Source organism: Paenibacillus algorifonticola (genome assembly GCF_050481745.1).
In the GTDB taxonomy this organism is placed as follows: Bacteria; Bacillota; Bacilli; order Paenibacillales; family Paenibacillaceae; genus Pristimantibacillus; species Pristimantibacillus algorifonticola_A.
Window position 1 is genome coordinate 63,984 of the sequence record NZ_JBCNGR010000035.1, and the last position, 16,780, is coordinate 80,763.

Here is a 16,780-nt window from a genome sequence, read left to right on the forward strand (position 1 = left end):
TTTATTTTTTAGATCCGAATAACTTATTGCGCGGTGAACGCAGTAAAATTTTTAACGGCGCACGAATGAGTGTATCCAGTAATTGCTTAGGTTGAAGAGGCGCTAGAGGGGTTAGATAGGGCTGCCCAAGGGATCTGAGACTTGTTAAATGTAGCAAGATCCAGAGAAAACCTATCATCAGACCGAATCCACCCAGGAATGTGCTTAAAATCATGAGCGGGATCTTTATAATTCTTAAAGCAGTAGCCATGTTATATTGAGGAATGGCAAATGAAGCAATTCCGGTTAAGGAAACGACCACGACCATCGATGGAGAGGCAATACCTGCGGATATGGCTGCTTCACCAATAACGAGAGCGCCAACAATACTTATAGTGGAGCCAATTTGTCTTGGCAATCGCGCTCCGGCTTCCCGAAGAAGTTCAAAGAAGAATTCCATTATCGCGGCTTCATAAAATGCAGGGAAAGGAATGCCCTCACGCGCATTCATAAGGGCAAGTAAAAGGACAGTAGGAATCAATTCTGGATGAAAAGTCGTTAAAGCAATATATATGCTGGGCAAGCTTAAAGCAATAAAAAATGCAATTATCCTCATTATGCGAACTAAGGAGGCAATTATACTTCTTTGGTAAAAGTCTTCCGAGGATTGATACATTTCTGTAAAAAGTCCCGGGCATAGTAAAATCGAACCTGTGCCTTCGACGAGCACGATGATTTTACCATCCAACAAAGCTGCAGTAGCGGTATCTGGCCGTTCTGTATAGCGGTATTGAGGGAATGGAGAATAAGTCGAATCCTCAATCCACTCTTCAATAAAAGAGGTGTCAAGAACATTAATTTCCTTCATTCTGGAAATTCGCTCTTTTAACTCAGCTAAGACTTCCAAGTTAACTGCATTTATCAAATAGCCGATATTGACTTCAGTTTTGGTTTCTACCCCAAGCGTGAATTTTTCTAATTTAAAATTAGGGGTTTTTAACCGCTGCCTTAACATACCGATATTCTTTTGCAAGTTTTCAACTGTACTCTCACGTGGACCATGAACTACGGATTCTGCACTCGGTTCGCTTACTTGCCTGGTTGTTATTGAAGCAACTTTGTAAGACAAAGCTTGATTCCAGCCATTAATGAAGATAACAAGATGCCCTGTAACAATATCATCACTAGCTTCTATTAGATCGTGTACAAGCTTGGAGGATTGCGAGGAAACACCGTGGTTGCTGAAAAAGCGAATGACATCTTCAGGAGTGACAGAAATGGCAGGGCCTACTTCATGGGGGACAAGGTCCTGTAGCGATGCTTTCATATAATTTAATGCTTTATTTTCAAATAACGAATCGAAATAAACGGAAAATGCTGTGGATTGGAGCTCTGGTCCAAAGTGCCACTGAAAAACGGACAAGTCTTCGCAGTATTCAAAATGCGTTTCGAGCCATTTTAAATTAGATTCCAATACGGGTGAAATCGGCTGGATATCCGTTTCTGAGCGGGTACTGGCAAAGCTCATTTGGTTCATGCTGTTAACCTCCAGAAGTAAGAACTATGCTTTAATGGTCTTCAATTCTAATAAGATTTATTCATGCTTCGCAGTTTTTTGTTTATATATCGGATGGATTCACGTAAAGAAATGTTAAAAGGGTTTACCTACTGTTCTTCCTTATTTGACACAACATCAAGAAGATTATGCAAACAAGCGATACCGCGCATCTGTTCAACCAATGCATTATCAATGTATTGAAGAGACTCTAGGGCAATTAGCTTAACTTGAGCAATGTTTTTTTTATCAAGACCTGACAATACTTCACGAACAATATCCAAGGAGTACGCTACTCTTTGAACCGTGCGGATGATAAGCACCTTGCGAATATCAGAAGGGCTATATATACGGAATCCACTCTCCTTTTGGCGCTCGGGCCTAATTAACCCTTCCTTTTCCCAATGCCGAATTGCGGAAGCAGATACATTCGCTTCTTTAGCTACATCTCCAATCGTAAACGAATGTTTATTACGATACTTTGGGAAATCTGTCCACTCTTTTAAATCAAGCATCTCAACTGTTCTTTGTACGGTTTCCTTTTCTGTATGAAGGTTTACTTGTGCCTTGTTAATTATCCATAAAGCATCGAGTTTTTCCCCATTTACGATGCGTGGCATAACCTCTCGAATTATATTCATTCCAAAACCAGCGTACATCGCACGTATACATTGAAAATAAGCCTCATGTTCCTTTGTATAGTTGCGATACCCATTTGCCATTCTCTCGACTTTAGGAATAAGTCCCCAAGCTTCATAATGCCTTAATGCACTCGTGCTTATCTTCAATTTCTTTGCTATCTCCATACCTTTCATCTCGATTCCCTTCTTTCAACCTGTAATTAATAGTTAAACCACATGACGGCTTTTTATCTAGAATCAGTATAATACATGGATAAATCTATATGAACATTAGCATTTGCACTAATGTTGTACGATAAAGAGGTAATTGGGTTAATAAGACCTATAAATGAGGAGGTTGAGCACTTGTCAACAAAACGCTTCGGAACCGCGATCCCTATTTTACCCAGCAGATCTATTGACGAACAGTTGGATTTCTACCAAGCGCTAGGCTTCGAAGTGACCTATCGTCAAGCCAAACCAAACCTATACGCTTGCGTCCGTCACAGTATCGTGGAACTGCATTTCTTTGTACTCAAGCAATTGAATCCAGCAAATTCTTATAGCTTGTGCTACGTTCACATTCCTGACGTGGATGCCGTGTATAAGGAATTCAGCGAAAATTTAAAAAAAGCGTACCGGAAAATCCCCACCAAGGGATATCCCAGAATTTCTAAACCGAGCAACCTGATGGAAGATCGCAGATTCCATATCATCGATCCTGCCGGTAACCGCTTGTTGATTGGAACTAAGCATGCCGCCCCAAAGCTAATCGTGGAAGAGAACTCCAAATTTGCTAGCGCGTTCGAAACCTCATACCGGTTGATGTACGCCAAGGACGAACCAGCGGCTGCGGCCAAAGTGCTGGATCTTGTTCTTCCAAAAGCCGAAGAAGCATCGGCAAAGCTTCGATATAGAGCGTATGTATTACGTGCCGACATCGCCCTCTCCATGGATGAACGAGCTATTGTAAATACTTTCGTCCAAGAAGCAGACCGGATGTCGTTATCCGGTACAGTACTTGGAGATGCGACTGAAGAATACGAAAAACTAAAGGAACTTAGAGCCTACTTGGAAGGTGGGGACACGTGCTAAGAGGAGGCGGAGGCGATTAGCCTCCAGTTTCATTCCAATCTAAGGGCAGAACTTAATCCGTTAAGTTGAGTATTAGCCACGCCTTGGTTCTATTCCTACACAAGCTGAAGCCGCTGCTTCTGCAGCGGCTTCAACATAGAGAGGCCTCGTTATAAGCTAAGGCTTGCCTGAAAACGCCAGAGCAAGACTAAAAGAAGCTTCGTGCTTAAGATTGTTTGACAATGCTGTCCCACGATGCAAGCATTTGCTGGCGCTCGCGATCTGACGTAATTAAAGCTTTGAGCTTCTGTATCGTTTGGGGAGCATTCCATTCCGTACGTTTATTGAAGTATTTGCTCGATAAGCCATAGAAAAGATGAGGGAATAGCAGATCCGCATAGATGACGCTGCATTCCTCGGCGCTTAAAGGATGAACCTCACGATAAGCACGCAGCATGGATATGGCTTTAGATGAGCTCCAGCCATGCTTCTTCATCACCTTGTTGAATATTTTGCGAATATCCCTTGCGGGCAAGTCAAAGGTTAAGGAATCCATATCGATAATGGCAAGCCCTTGCCGGGTCTTTATCAAATTGGCTGCTGCAAAATCCTGATGGCAAAGGTTTCTTTGCACGGCTACTTTATTGACCCAGTTGGTGTATGGGCTGCTTTGAATCAAGTGCAGTGCAGCTTTTCCTTGGTCAATAAATTTGTCCACATGCAGAAGAAACAGCCTTTCAAATTCGCTGCTGCTACTGCTAATGCTGCCGCTCTTACCGCTCCTGCTGCTGAGGGCCATTCCCTTGAACCGCTCTAATTGATCGAGATGCTTCGCATAGCTCCGTCCCCAGCTGCCAAGATGCTCCCTTTCATTCGTCGTATAGGTGGATTGAAAACCTCGGGAAGCCATATGAAACTTTCCAAGCTCCTTCATAATGAGAAGGAGATCTCCCGTTGCATAGGAGGGCGATTCGCCTTCCGCTGCGTCTGACAAGACGTAGCAGCTGCCGCTGCTGTCCTCCGCGTAATCCTTTCCATCCGTGGTAGCTACCATGCGAGGGATAGGTGCACCATTTTTCTGCAAATGTCTAATCGCTTGAAGGAGGAAGAGGAGCCTTTGCTTGGAGACGGGCGCCTTCTTCAAAATTTTAGTTCCCGCGCTTGTCGCAAGGCTCCAGGTTGCCTTCTTTCTTTTATCCGAGATGAGCTTAATACTCTTCACTTGAAGCGGATATTGGGACATCAGTCCAGTTATCGTTTGCATAATCGTTACCTGCCCCTTTGCGGAGTTCGTTTGATGCTAGAGCGGCGTTTGATTTTTTCGCGAAGGGGCCTAGTGAACCGGCTTTTAAGTTTGGTAACCGTAATTTTTGATAATGGGGTAGGCTCGCTTCTGTAAGCGTCCAAGTAAATTTTATTTAAACGATCCGCAACATGCTTGAATGTGAAAAATCCTTCGACCATTTCCCTTCCTCTATACGCCATCGTTCGGGCTTCGTCCCTATAAGTAAGCATATAGTTAATAGCATCGGCAAATGAATCTGCACTGTTGTAGGTGCGAACAATATAGCCATTGCGCTTATGTTGAACGACTTCGGCATTGCCGCCACGATCGGTTGTAATGACGGGGACTCCGGCTGCCATCGCTTCATAATGAACACGAGCGAGCGGTTCCTGCCATTGGGAGCTGCAGACAAATACGTCGCCCATGGAAAAATAATTTTGAATTTCGTCAGCTTGAACGAATTTGGTGAAGATGACTCTGCTGCGATAAGGCTCAGCCAGCTTCAATAACCATTGTCCATAGCTATCCACGGTGTTGTCGCTGAACCATTTGCCGCCGACGATAACAAGGACCGCATCCGGATGCTCATCAAGGACACGGTCCATTGCCTCAATGAGCAGGTGAGGTCCTTTCTTGACGCTGAGCCGTCCAACAAACAAAATAACTTTTTTGTTCTGAACGCCGTATTTTTCACGCATTTGATTGCGTAATTGCAAGCCGCGGGAGGTCCAAATGGGATGGTAAGAATCAGGGTCAATTCCGGAGAAAATCGGTTCTGTTTTCTCCTCGGCAGCGGGAATACGCCTGGTAATCGTTGATTTAATATAGTTGCTTACCGTCGTTATTTTGTGCACATATTCCACACAAAGCTCGGCATCGACGTCGGATATTTTGTTGCGCTCAAACATTTCGTTATGCAGGCTGACGACAAAACGGCTAGTCGGGGAGGCTTCCTTATAGTCATTTCTGGGCAACAGATTCAGGCTGGGGTATACCGGCTTAATTCCATTGTCGAGAAGCCCAAGTTGAACCCGCCATCCCGGCTTGCGGTCATGGGCAGATATATTTTGACATCGAAAATATTTGCAGCTCTTGACCAATTGGAGACTGACAGAGGGGAAGAGCTTCAGCTAACGGATGCGTTGAACGTTCTGTGTCAGCAGGATGAAGCGTATGGCTATGTTTTTAAAGAGAAATGGTATGATACTAGTATTGAAAGTGAGTATATTCATGCACAGCGTCATGCTTACAAAATGAACAAGCAGTCTTAAGGGGGATAGGAAGGACCTTCAAACGACGATGAAGCTCGTTTAGGGTTCTCTTTACTCTCTTTTTTCTGTTTTTTGTGTAGACAAAAAGAGCCGCCTTCAGCAGAAGGCGACAGTCAGTACCCAGTGTGAGGATTGCTTAGCTGCTTACTCGAAATCGTCGTCCGAGTTTCTATTGAATTGCTCAGCCCGATTGCAGTTACCATGCGAGCGATGATGATGACCATGCGAACGATGACCATGTGAACGATGACCATGGCAATTGTCATGTGAACGCTCCCCGCCCGTGCGGTTACCATGGGAACGATTGCCGCCGGTGCGATTGCCGCCAGTACGGCTGCCTCCAGTGCGGCTACCGCCAGTACGGCTGCCGCCAGTACGGCTACCGCCAGTACGGCTGCCTCCAGTGCGATTGCCGCCCGTACGGTTACCACCTCTACGATTGCCGCCAGAGCAGGAGGATGAATTGAAGTTTGACATATGCAAACCCCCTTTCTCGTTTATCCTACAATATATGACCGCAATCTATTATTTGTAACGAGGCATTTGATTGTTTTCATAGTCTAAATAAAATTAAATATACGTCGGAGTCTAATATAATTTGGTCCTACTAGAAAATAGCCGGCGGCACCTTAAGACGCGTGTTCCGAAGAATAGACTTGTTTCTTGAGCATGGTATCATAAGATCAAACGGACGGCTGCACAGGATGAAGGAGGATCAGCTATGTATAAGGTGCTTATTGTGGATGACGAAATATTTGTGCGAAAGGGCCTGATCAATTTAATGAATTGGGCCGCCATGCAATTCGAAATATGCGGAGAAGCAGAGAATGGAAAGCAAGCTATTGAGCTAATTGAGCGACTGAAGCCTAATCTGGTTATTGTGGATATCAGGATGCCTATGCTCGATGGTCTCGAGCTGATCAAGCATGTGAAGGAGGAGGGAGACCACCAGCCTCTATTTATTATTATAAGCGGCCATCATGATTTCACTTATGCGCAGCAAGCCCTGCGCTACAATGTATCGGATTATATTTTGAAGCCAGTTGACAAGAAAGAGCTGGGCGCCACTTTGAAAAAGGTGGAAAATACGCTGAATCAAATGCAGCTATTGTCATATACAGGAGAGAAGCCGCTCGCTGATACCATTATCGCAACCTTGCTGCAGACAGAGCCCAACGACCAGGTCATTCAGCAAATTTCCCAGATATTGAAGCTTCCAGCCGCTGCTTCTTACACTTATGTCATTGCAGAAATACAGGATATGCGGCTGCCCGGATCCTTCGATTATTTACCGGCCATACAGACGGCGCTTCAACGGTATATGCAGAGCGAAGGGACGCTTCCGCTCCTTCATGTGCGCGAGAACAATCAGTATGGACTTATTGTCCCACAAGCCTGGCTAATGCAATGGGGCGAAAACGAGCATACGGCCTATGCCTGGCTGCTGGATATGCTTGAGAAAGAGCTGGGAACGACGATAAGCTTATTCATCGGAAGCAGGGAGGAGCATCTTAAGCGCATGGACCAATCCGGAAGCCATGCAAACCAATGCTTGAATTACCGTTTTGCTGCAGGCTCGTGCAGTATTATAATGGCCTCTGAAATGCTTCCGCTGTCCTTATATTATTTTGACGTAGATGAAGAATTGCACAGCAAATTGATTACCGAGATGGAAGAGAATGTGCGTGAGGGCTACGAGACGGTCATCCATACTATTTTTGAACAATTTCAGCAATTGCGTTTTGCTCCAGACGCAGTCGCCAATACCATTAGAAGGTGCATTATTGCAGTCATAAACACCATCAGACAATTTGAAGGGGATGAGAAGGAGCTGCTGCTGCTGAATGAACTGCTGGATTGGCCAAACAAATATCGCAACCTGAAGCAGCTTCGGCATATATGCTTGCGTTTTGTAGAAGAATCGGCTGGCTATATAGCTGCAAAGCGAAGTGAAAAAGGAAAGGGCAGCATTGAAAAAATAAAAAAATATATTGATGCGAATTTTACGGAAAATATAAATTTGAAAGGAATCGCAGCAAAATTTTATATGAATCCTGTTTATCTCGGCCAGCTCTTTCGCAAAAGCTATGGCGTTTATTTTAATGAGTATTTGCTTTCACTGCGCATTGAAGAAGCCAAGCGTCTGCTGCGGCAAACGAACAATCGTATGTATAAAATCGCAGAGCTCGTGGGATTTCCGAATTCAGATTACTTTGCGACACAATTTGAAAAATTGGAAAAAATGACTCCGACGGATTATCGCAATAAGATCATTGGCAGAAAATAAGGAGGCTATGCAGGGTGTTCAAATTTAGTCTGCATCATTTAAAGCTGCGAAACAAACTGATTTTCATCTATATCGTCTGCGTATTTATCCCCATTGTGCTGACGAATATTATGTTTTATAACGTCATGACCAATAAGATAAAAAATCAGAAGAAGGCAGACGCGGAACTGGCGATTACGCAGTTGAAAAAAGAACTGGGCGTCGCCATTGATGATGCGGCAGGCATTACCTATTTGTATTCCATTGATAAATCGCTCATCCATCATCTGAATACGGAATATAAAACCTACGATCAATATATCGAGTCGCTTGCATCCATTTCCAACATTTTCAATCGATCGGACAAGGAATATAAAATGTTGAGCTCGGCTGTCATCATGAGTGATAATCCGACTATTTTGGTCTCTGGCGATATAGTCAAGCTTGATGATGCGATCCGGGCCAGCGACTGGTATCAGCATGTGGAGGATTACAGCAATACGTATCCGTTTTTGCATGTAACGCCGGAAAACATCAGTGTCATTCAAAAAATAGCAGATCAGCGTGATCAAGCCTACGAGCATATTATAAAGATTGATCTTAATATGGAGTACATTGCTCAATTAATAGCACTCTCCAGCTTTGAGGGCGATATTTATATTTTGGACCCAAGCAACGAGGTTCGCTACAGCCATCTTGTTAATGGGCAGTTGGGCGACCAGCTAGCGGCAGGCGACAAATGGACGGTCAATGAGATTAAAAAGCCGGATGAGCCGATTGTTATCCAAAAGCAATATCATGATAGACGTTATATGGAAGGCTGGACGTTATATGGCGTAATGGATGAGAAGAAGATATTGTATGAGGTGCGGCAGTCAGGGCAGTTTATTCTGTGGTTCGCGATCATCAATTTTCTTGTTCCTACCCTCATTATCACAATGGTATCCCGTTCGATCCATACACGAATAAAGGATATTTTAGTGCACATGAAGTCAGTAAGGAACAAAACGATTGGAAGAATCCCCTATAATCGGGAACGGGATGAGATAGGCGAGCTTGCTGTTGAATTTAACCGGATGAGCGAGCGAATAGAAAATTTAATTAATGATGTTTATGTAGCGGATATCCAAAAAAAGGAGCTGGAGATACGTCAAAGACAGGCACAGCTTCATGCGCTGCACAGCCAAATCAATCCGCATTTTTTGTTTAATGCACTGGAAACGGTCCGTATGCGAAGTCTGATGAAGGGGGAAGCAGAAACGGCCAACACCATTCATAATATGGCAAAAATATTTCGCAAGTCGATTTCGTGGAAGCGCAGCTTCGTTACGATACGTGATGAACTGGAATTGATTGAAAGCTTCCTGGAAATCCAAAAGTATCGCTTTGATGATAAGCTTCAGTTCCAAATTGCGGTTGAACAATCATTACTGGAATATGAAATACCGAAAATGACTTTGTTGCCCTTCGTAGAAAATGCCAGCATTCACGGCGTTGAAAGCAGTCCCGGAATCGGCTTTATTACCATTCAAATTGGACAAGACAAGGGCCGGATTTTATTTGTTATTGCCGATAATGGCGGCGGCATGAGCGAAGAAAAACGGGAGGAGCTGCATCATTACTTTTCCGAGGACGTGACAATGGGCGATTCGGTAGGCATGAAAAATGTATTAACACGTTTGAAGCTTTGTTATGGAAATTCGTTTGATTATACGATAGACAGTCATGCGGGGAAAGGCACGCGAATTATGCTGCGTTTGCCGATGGGAAATGAAAATCATTAAACTGGCGGATCAGATCCTTTACTTTACAAAGAACATTCTAAGGTTTGCGGTATAACATTGCTCCCTCAATTCTTTTATAATGAAAGTGCTTACAATTATTGTTGCAAGAGAGGGGACAAAGTGATGATCAACAAGAAATGGCTAAAGACAAGTATGGCAATTATAATGGCTTCGGCATTGCTTATTGCAGGCTGCAGCAATGGTGGAGAAAAGAACGCTGGAAACAATGAAGCAGGTAAGACGGAGGGCTCCGAAGTGAGTACAGAGCCGGTGACCTTTACCTACTTTGGCTTCGGCTCGAACAAGGATGTGCTTGCCAGCGACACGACCATCGGCAAGGTGCTTGAGCAGCAAACAGGTGTTGACTGGAAGATGGAATTTGTCGTCGGCGATGCGAGCACAAAATCTGGCGTTATGATTGCCGGGGGAGAATATCCCGACGTTATATCCCCAGTTGCGGAGCTTGAGAAGCTGATTGATGCAGGAGCACTTATTCCATTAAATGATTTAATCGAGAAGCATGCCCCGAACATTAAACGGGTATATGGCGATTACATGGATAAAATCAAGAGCGAGGACGGAAATATATATATTCTTCCGTACACTGCTAATGTCAACGGATATTTGACTGAGCCTGACATTGGGCAGGGCGCCTTCTGGATTCAACGCCGTGTATTGAAGGAATTTGGCTACCCTGAAGTGAAGACACTCGATCAATATTTTGATCTGATTGAGAAATATCAAGCCAAATATCCTACGATGGACGGTAAAAGTACAATCGGATTCATTACTTCCGCAGGTGTGTCGGGTGATTTCTATTCCATTACAAACGTGCCTATGCATTTAGCCGGGTATCCAAACGACGGCAACGTAATGGTTGATATGAACACCCATGAAGCTAAAGTGTATGCAGCTTCGGAGTTCGAGAAAAAATGGCTGACTGCACTAAATGATATAAACAGCAAAGGCTTGCTTGATCCAGAAACCTTTACAGCTAACAAGGACCAATATCTTGCCAAGCTTACTTCCGGTCGTGTGCTTGGGTATTTCAACTATGGATGGCAGACAGGAGATGCAACCAACAACCTTAAAGCTGCCGGCAATGACGATCTTCGTTATGTAGGGCTCCCAATCGTATTCGACGAAAGTATTAAAGATGCTTATATTGATCCTCCTGCATTCGTCAACAATCGCGGGATCGGGATTTCCGTCAGTGCAAAGGACCCTGTCCGTATTATTAAATATTGGGACAACCTGCTGACCGAAGAGAATCAGAAGCTGGTTCAATGGGGGCAAGAAGGTGAAACCTATTCCAAGAACGAAGAAGGCCGCTTTGTGATGGATAAGCAGCAGCTTGCCAATCGTAATGATAATGAGTTTAAACGTTCGTACGGATGGGCGTATTTTGATTATGAATGGCCGCGTTATGGCAGCAACTCTGTATTTGAGGATGGCAATTCCTATACTGTAGGCAATCAGCCTGAGGTAGCGGCTGCGAATTATACAGAAGGCGATCTCAAATTGCTTGAAGCCTATAAAGTGGAAACCTTCTCCAAAATGTTTGCGCAGCCGGTAGAACGACCATGGTATCCTGCTTGGAGTATTTTGAAGGAGCAAGGCTCTCCCGAACAGATTTATAATCAAAAATCCGAGGATTTGCAAAAGAAATATTATCCGAAGCTGGTGTTTGCATCCAAATCAGCCTATGAATCCATCTGGAATGAGTATGTGAAGGAATTCAGCAAGCTGGACGTTGCTGGCTTTGAAGCCTTTATTACAAACAAGGTGAAGGAACGTGTTGCAGGTAAATGGTAAGCTAGAATAAGCAGCTAATGGGAGATGAGGCGAGTAAAAGGTGGAGCTAGCTTCGCTTTTTACTTCCAAAATATTTCATTATTAGAAATTTATATATAAAGGAGGCGTCTGGAGTGGGGAAACAGACTGAGCTAATTGCAGCAACGGCTACTGGCCGCTTGCACAAAACAAACTTATTGAAAAGACTATCCAAGCAGAAAATGCTAATGCTGATGTCGTTGCCCTTTTTAGCTTGGGTCATTTTATTCAAGTACGTTCCGCTTTGGGGCTGGACAATCGCTTTTCAGAAATTCAAGCCGGCTAAGGATCTTTTTGATCAAAAATGGGTTGGGCTTGATAACTTCAAATTTTTATTTAAAGAAGAGGCCTTTTATCTCGTACTGCGCAACACGATTGTCATGAGCTCCATTAATCTCGTATTAGGATTCATAACAGCTATTGTATTAGCACTGCTGCTTAATGAGCTTCGCAACGTTTATTTCAAAAGAACGGTGCAAACGATTAGCTACTTACCCCATTTTATTTCCTGGGTTGTTGCGGCAAACATTGTGCAAACCGCACTTTCTCCCGAGGGTATTGTCAACATCCTGCTGCTGAAGCTGCAGCTGATTGATCAGCCTATTCTCTGGTTAGGTAAAGGAGAATATTTCTGGGGCATTCTAGGGGTATCTGAAATATGGAAAAATGTAGGCTGGAACACGATTATCTATCTCGCTGCCATTTTAACGATCGACCCTGCGCAATATGAAGCGGCAGAAATGGATGGTGCGTCACGGTTACAGCGTATTTGGCATATTACACTTCCAGGCATGAGACCTGTCATCGTTATTTTATTAATTATGAACCTTGGCTTTATTCTTGAATCAGGATTTGAGCCGCAATACTTGCTTGGCAATAGTATGAACGTGGACTATTCAGAAAATCTGGATATATTCGTTTTGAAATATGGCATGCAGATGAATAACTATGGCTTGGCAACGGCCGCCGGTATGTTTAAAACGGTTGTCAGCTTTATCTTTCTGATCGCAGCGAACCATATTGCGAAACGGTTAGGTCAAAGCAGGCTCTACTAATCCATGTGCAAGGAGGCAAACATTATGAGTCAGGCCAAATCAACGCGTAAAGCATATTTCTCTTCCCCGGATAAAATATTCGATGTGTGCAATATCATTTTTATGCTATTGCTGATCGTTGTAACGCTGTATCCTTTTTTGAATATGTTTGCTCTCTCCTTTAATGATGCCAATGATTCCATTCGTGGGAGCATCTATATTTGGCCTCGTGAATGGACGCTGCGTAATTATGAATACATCTTCAATGAGTCCGCTATTTTTCATGCAACCTTTATTTCTATAGCCCGCACGATCGTAGGGACGGCAGTCTCTGTATTTTGCACAGCGATGCTGGCCTACACCATTAGTCGTCCTGAATATGTTTTCAAAAAGTTTGTGACCATCGTTTTTATTTTTACGATGTATTTTAGCGGAGGCTTAATTCCGAACTACTTGCTGACGAAGGAACTGGACTTGCTGAACACCTTTTGGGTCTATATTATTCCCGGGATTATCGGTGTGTTTAACATGATTGTCATTCGTTCCTTTATAGAAGGCTTGCCCGAAGGAATTATGGAGTCGGCAAGAATAGATGGTGCTGGGGACTTTACGACGTTTATGCGAATCGTTCTGCCTCTCACCGTGCCAGCTCTCGCGACGGTTTCACTATTTGTAGCGGTTTATCAATGGAACTCCTGGTTTGATGTTTTTCTATATAACTCTTCCAATCTTAATTTGAGCACACTGCAATACGAGCTGATGAAGGTACTCTCAACATCAAGCACGACTACCAGCTCGGGCGGAACAGCAGCTGATGCCTTTGCCAATGCACAGGGCAATGTAACGATGGTAACACCGACTTCCATTCGAGCAACGATGACGATTGTTGCCAGTCTGCCGATTATTATTGTGTATCCATTTCTGCAAAAGTATTTCGTGCAAGGGATGACTGTCGGCGGTGTGAAGGGATAACGGAAATCTTTAGACTGCAAGCCAAGTAAAATCAGGCATCCAGGCCTGATTTTACTTGGCTGTTCTTTTTTTTCTGGCAGAGAAGCTATATAAAAGAAACGCTGACTTTACAAAAGCTTAGTATATTCGTTGTTGATTATATAAGTGGTTAATTATATGCTTATGAAAAGGGAATCAGATAACCAGATTTATCAGGAGGTGCCGCATATGGATCAAAAAATTAGACAGATGGCGGAAGCCTATAAATTGTTAGCAGATAAAACGAGGTTAACGATATTGGCTTTGTTAAGAGAGCGAGAGCTTTGTGTCTGTGATATAACCGAAATGATTGGGATGTCTCAGCCGAATGCCAGCCAGCATCTTCGAAAGCTGAAAGCAGCAGGGCTGCTGAGTGAGAAGAAAAAAGGACAGTGGGTCTATTATTCTTTAAACCCGGAGGCAGAAGCTTATGTACAATGTGTTTATGAATATTTGCCTTCCATGAAAGCACAATTAGCAGGCTTGAAAAATAACGGCTGCGGCATTCAGGGGGAAACATGACTGTCATTGCCGTTGTCATTTTTCTGCTCACCCTTGTATTTGTCATTTGGCAGCCGAAGGGGCTAAGCATTGGCTGGTCGGCAACGGCTGGAGCGGTGCTCGCGCTTCTCATGGGAGTGGTGAGCTTCGCTGATGTTGGGGCTGTTGCAGCGCTTGTATGGAATGCGACCCTTGCCTTTGTAGCGATCATTTTAATTTCCCTGATTTTAGACGAAATTGGTCTTTTTGAATGGGCAGCGCTGCATATGGCCCGTCTCGCCAAAGGGAATGGCAAGCTAATGTTTGTGTATATCATTTTGCTTGGAGCTGCGGTCGCTGCATTATTTGCAAACGATGGTGCCGCATTAATTATGACTCCGATCGTGCTTTCCATGGTGAGGGCGTTGAAATTTGAACATAAAATGATTTTGCCTTTTATAATGGCGAGCGGGTTTATTGCAGACACGGCTTCTTTGCCTTTAGTTGTGAGTAATTTAGTTAATATTGTATCTGCCGATTATTTTGGAATCGGGTTTGCTGAGTATGCCAGCCGTATGATCATTCCGGGTTCCTTCTCCATTATGGCAAGCTTAATTGTGCTCTACCTGATGTTTAGAAACAGCATACCGATCAATTACGAGCTGGCTCCATTAAAGAAGCCAGCCGATGCCATCAAGGATAAGAGACTATTCAAGCTTTCCTGGATCATTTTAGCTGTATTACTGCTGGCGTATTTCGGCAGCGAATTTTTCTCCATTCCGGTTTCAATTGTAGCAGGTATGGCGGCTATTGGATTTCTTATTGCAGCCCGTAAAAGTCCAGTTATCCATACGGTAAAGCTTGTTAAGGAAGCTCCATGGACGATCGTCATTTTCTCCTTGGGCATGTATATTGTCGTATACGGCTTGCGAAATGCAGGGCTGACGGATGCCCTTGGAAATGTGATTCAAACGGTTGCGGATGAGGGAATGTTTGTCGCCACGGTGGGAATGGGCTTTATTGCCGCGATATTGTCTTCCTTGATGAATAATATGCCGACGGTCATGATTGACGCGTTAGCTATAAAGGGAACCCAAACGGAAGGGATGCTCCGTGAAGCATTGATTTACGCTAATGTGATTGGCTCTGATTTAGGACCGAAGATTACCCCGATTGGTTCACTCGCCACGCTTCTATGGCTTCATGTGCTTTCGCGCAAAGAGGTGAAGATTAGCTGGGGGTACTATTTTAAGATCGGTGTTTTATTAACGGTACCGACCCTATTTATGACGCTTGCGGGGTTGTCTGCATGGCTATATTTCATCTACACCGTAAACCTTAACGTTTGGATTTCCACTGTTTTGGTAGCAGCCGTCCTCGTGTTGCTTACAGTGATCATGGTGAAATGGCTGGGTAAAAAAAGGAAGTCGCCTATAATGAAAAAGGGGATAAGAAAATGAAAAACAAGCCACTTATTTATTTTTTGTGCACAGGGAACTCTTGCAGAAGCCAAATCGCCGATGGTTTTTTGAAAGCGCTTGGCGGGGATAACTATGAAGTGAAAAGCGCGGGGCTTGAAGCTCATGGCTTAAATCCTCGTGCCGTTCAAGTAATGAAAGAAGCGGGTGTCGATATGAGCAGCCATACGTCCGATGTCATTGACCCTGAAATTTTAAATCGTGCAGATTATGTGATTACTCTTTGTGGACATGCAGCCGAGCATTGCCCTGTCGTTTCTAATCCGAATGTGACCAAATGGCACTGGGGCTTTGATGATCCGGCAAAAGCAACAGGAACAGAGGAAGAGATCATCGTTCAGTTCCGCAGGGTTCGCGATTCAATTAAGCATCGCATTGAACAATTCGTACAAGAAGGCAAGTAGTCCGTTTGATCCATCTTGAAAAAAAAGGAGGCAGCCAAATGAACAGAACAGCTGTAGTGGCGGGCGCCACAGGCTTAATTGGCAAGGAGCTGGTTCAATTGTTGCTTAACGATGCTGCATACAAGGCCGTAACGATTCTTGTTCGGAGGCCAACAGGCATGGAGCATCCCAAGCTCGTGGAGCAAATCATCGACTTCGAGCAACTGCAGCAAGCGGGTGTACAGATGGACGGTGCAGATGTGTTTTGCACACTCGGTACGACAATCAAGAAGGCAGGGAGCCAGGATGCATTTCGAAAAGTAGATTATCAATATCCGCTATCGCTCGGACAATTGGCGAGCAGGCAAGGAGCGAGGCAGCTATTGCTTGTATCTGCAATCGGGGCCAATCCATCATCGCGTACCTTCTATAGTCGTGTGAAGGGGGAAGTCGAAGAAGCGCTGCGGAGCCTTGAGCTTCCGGCGTTGCATATACTCCGTCCTTCGCTGCTGCTTGGCGAGCGAGAGGAGTTTCGGTTTGGGGAACGAATCGCCGCAGCATTGTCAGGCCTATTTTCCCCATTGTTTTCGGGACCGCTCAGAAAATATGCGCCTGTGCAGGCCAGTGCGGTTGCCAAAACGATGATTTTTGCAGCGAAAAGCAATCAGTCAGGCATTCATATTCATGAGAATGAGCATATCGTAAAGCTAAAGCAGGAAAAATAAAACAGCTGCGGTCCAGGACGTTA

The 16,780-nt window shown here is 44.2% G+C and carries 16 protein-coding genes; 11 read left to right on the forward strand and 5 right to left on the reverse strand.

Features of this window, described 5'->3' with window-relative positions:
• Position 1 precedes the first annotated feature (1 nt).
• Together ABEW34_RS24735 and ABEW34_RS24740 are read right to left on the reverse strand one after the other, a co-directional pair.
• Entirely contained in the window at positions 2-1,516 is a 1,515-nt protein-coding gene (locus ABEW34_RS24735) for a spore germination protein (RefSeq protein WP_430162294.1), read from the reverse strand.
• Positions 1,517-1,644: 128 nt separating this feature from the next.
• Positions 1,645-2,349 carry a MerR family transcriptional regulator gene (locus ABEW34_RS24740; protein ID WP_430162296.1) on the reverse strand — a complete coding sequence of 235 codons (705 nt, stop codon included), beginning with the start codon at positions 2,347-2,349 and terminating at the stop codon, positions 1,645-1,647.
• Positions 2,350-2,520: 171 nt separating this feature from the next.
• Here ABEW34_RS24740 and ABEW34_RS24745 point away from each other — a divergent pair, with 171 nt between their 5' ends.
• Complete coding sequence (locus tag ABEW34_RS24745) at positions 2,521-3,249, forward strand: bleomycin resistance protein (RefSeq protein ID WP_430162298.1); 729 nt, start codon at positions 2,521-2,523, stop codon at positions 3,247-3,249.
• Between the two features lie 205 nt (positions 3,250-3,454).
• Here the strand turns inward: ABEW34_RS24745 and ABEW34_RS24750 are convergent, their stop codons facing one another.
• Positions 3,455-4,492: a CotS family spore coat protein gene (locus ABEW34_RS24750; protein WP_430162300.1), complete on the reverse strand. Its 1,038-nt coding sequence runs from the start codon at positions 4,490-4,492 to the stop codon at positions 3,455-3,457.
• A gap of 5 nt (positions 4,493-4,497) precedes the next feature.
• Entirely contained in the window at positions 4,498-5,487 is a 990-nt protein-coding gene (locus tag ABEW34_RS24755) for a glycosyltransferase family 4 protein (protein WP_430162302.1), read from the reverse strand.
• Between the two features lie 51 nt (positions 5,488-5,538).
• Here ABEW34_RS24755 and ABEW34_RS24760 point away from each other — a divergent pair, with 51 nt between their 5' ends.
• Positions 5,539-5,784, forward strand: a complete 246-nt coding sequence (locus ABEW34_RS24760) for a sugar phosphate nucleotidyltransferase (protein ID WP_430162304.1) — start codon at positions 5,539-5,541, stop codon at positions 5,782-5,784.
• A 113-nt stretch (positions 5,785-5,897) separates the two neighbouring features.
• On the opposite strand, the gene ABEW34_RS24765 is transcribed toward ABEW34_RS24760, so the two are convergent.
• Positions 5,898-6,215: a hypothetical protein gene (locus ABEW34_RS24765; protein WP_430162306.1), complete on the reverse strand. Its 318-nt coding sequence runs from the start codon at positions 6,213-6,215 to the stop codon at positions 5,898-5,900.
• Positions 6,216-6,505: 290 nt separating this feature from the next.
• Here ABEW34_RS24765 and ABEW34_RS24770 point away from each other — a divergent pair, with 290 nt between their 5' ends.
• The 9 genes from ABEW34_RS24770 (at position 6,506) to ABEW34_RS24810 (ending at position 16,757) form a co-directional block, all read left to right on the forward strand.
• The gene (locus tag ABEW34_RS24770; RefSeq protein ID WP_430162308.1) at positions 6,506-8,071 is read left to right on the forward strand and encodes a response regulator transcription factor; all 1,566 of its coding nucleotides are present in this window, start codon (positions 6,506-6,508) and stop codon (positions 8,069-8,071) included.
• A 14-nt stretch (positions 8,072-8,085) separates the two neighbouring features.
• Complete coding sequence (locus tag ABEW34_RS24775; protein ID WP_430162310.1) at positions 8,086-9,834, forward strand: sensor histidine kinase; 1,749 nt, start codon at positions 8,086-8,088, stop codon at positions 9,832-9,834.
• A gap of 123 nt (positions 9,835-9,957) precedes the next feature.
• On the forward strand, positions 9,958-11,649 hold the full coding sequence (locus ABEW34_RS24780; RefSeq protein ID WP_430162312.1) for an ABC transporter substrate-binding protein: 1,692 nt from the start codon (positions 9,958-9,960) through the stop codon (positions 11,647-11,649).
• A 200-nt stretch (positions 11,650-11,849) separates the two neighbouring features.
• Complete coding sequence (locus ABEW34_RS24785) at positions 11,850-12,722, forward strand: ABC transporter permease (protein WP_430162521.1); 873 nt, start codon at positions 11,850-11,852, stop codon at positions 12,720-12,722.
• 24 nt (positions 12,723-12,746) lie between these two features.
• Positions 12,747-13,673 (forward strand): carbohydrate ABC transporter permease, encoded by a 927-nt coding sequence (locus ABEW34_RS24790; RefSeq protein ID WP_430162314.1) that lies wholly within the window; start codon positions 12,747-12,749, stop codon positions 13,671-13,673.
• 207 nt (positions 13,674-13,880) lie between these two features.
• Entirely contained in the window at positions 13,881-14,213 is a 333-nt protein-coding gene (locus tag ABEW34_RS24795; RefSeq protein WP_430162316.1) for an ArsR/SmtB family transcription factor, read from the forward strand.
• A complete protein-coding gene (locus ABEW34_RS24800; protein WP_430162318.1) occupies positions 14,210-15,631 on the forward strand; it encodes an arsenic transporter in 1,422 nt (473 codons plus the stop codon). Before ABEW34_RS24795 ends, ABEW34_RS24800 begins: the two co-directional genes overlap by 4 nt.
• On the forward strand, positions 15,628-16,053 hold the full coding sequence (gene arsC / locus ABEW34_RS24805) for an arsenate reductase (thioredoxin) (RefSeq protein ID WP_430162320.1): 426 nt from the start codon (positions 15,628-15,630) through the stop codon (positions 16,051-16,053). Before ABEW34_RS24800 ends, arsC begins: the two co-directional genes overlap by 4 nt.
• A 38-nt stretch (positions 16,054-16,091) precedes the next feature.
• Positions 16,092-16,757: an oxidoreductase gene (locus ABEW34_RS24810; protein ID WP_430162322.1), complete on the forward strand. Its 666-nt coding sequence runs from the start codon at positions 16,092-16,094 to the stop codon at positions 16,755-16,757.
• The last annotated feature ends 23 nt before the right edge of the window (positions 16,758-16,780 follow it).

Coding starts and splice junctions, on each gene's coding strand:
- ABEW34_RS24770 (WP_430162308.1), top strand. CDS start 6,506: ATGTATAAGGTGCTTATTGTGGATGACGAAATATTTGTGCGAAAGGGC.
- ABEW34_RS24735 (WP_430162294.1), bottom strand. CDS start 1,516: ATGAACCAAATGAGCTTTGCCAGTACCCGCTCAGAAACGGATATCCAG.
- arsC (WP_430162320.1), top strand. CDS start 15,628: ATGAAAAACAAGCCACTTATTTATTTTTTGTGCACAGGGAACTCTTGC.
- ABEW34_RS24785 (WP_430162521.1), top strand. CDS start 11,850: ATGCTAATGCTGATGTCGTTGCCCTTTTTAGCTTGGGTCATTTTATTC.
- ABEW34_RS24790 (WP_430162314.1), top strand. CDS start 12,747: ATGAGTCAGGCCAAATCAACGCGTAAAGCATATTTCTCTTCCCCGGAT.
- ABEW34_RS24740 (WP_430162296.1), bottom strand. CDS start 2,349: ATGAAAGGTATGGAGATAGCAAAGAAATTGAAGATAAGCACGAGTGCA.
- ABEW34_RS24795 (WP_430162316.1), top strand. CDS start 13,881: ATGGATCAAAAAATTAGACAGATGGCGGAAGCCTATAAATTGTTAGCA.
- ABEW34_RS24780 (WP_430162312.1), top strand. CDS start 9,958: ATGATCAACAAGAAATGGCTAAAGACAAGTATGGCAATTATAATGGCT.
- ABEW34_RS24800 (WP_430162318.1), top strand. CDS start 14,210: ATGACTGTCATTGCCGTTGTCATTTTTCTGCTCACCCTTGTATTTGTC.
- ABEW34_RS24750 (WP_430162300.1), bottom strand. CDS start 4,492: ATGCAAACGATAACTGGACTGATGTCCCAATATCCGCTTCAAGTGAAG.
- ABEW34_RS24810 (WP_430162322.1), top strand. CDS start 16,092: ATGAACAGAACAGCTGTAGTGGCGGGCGCCACAGGCTTAATTGGCAAG.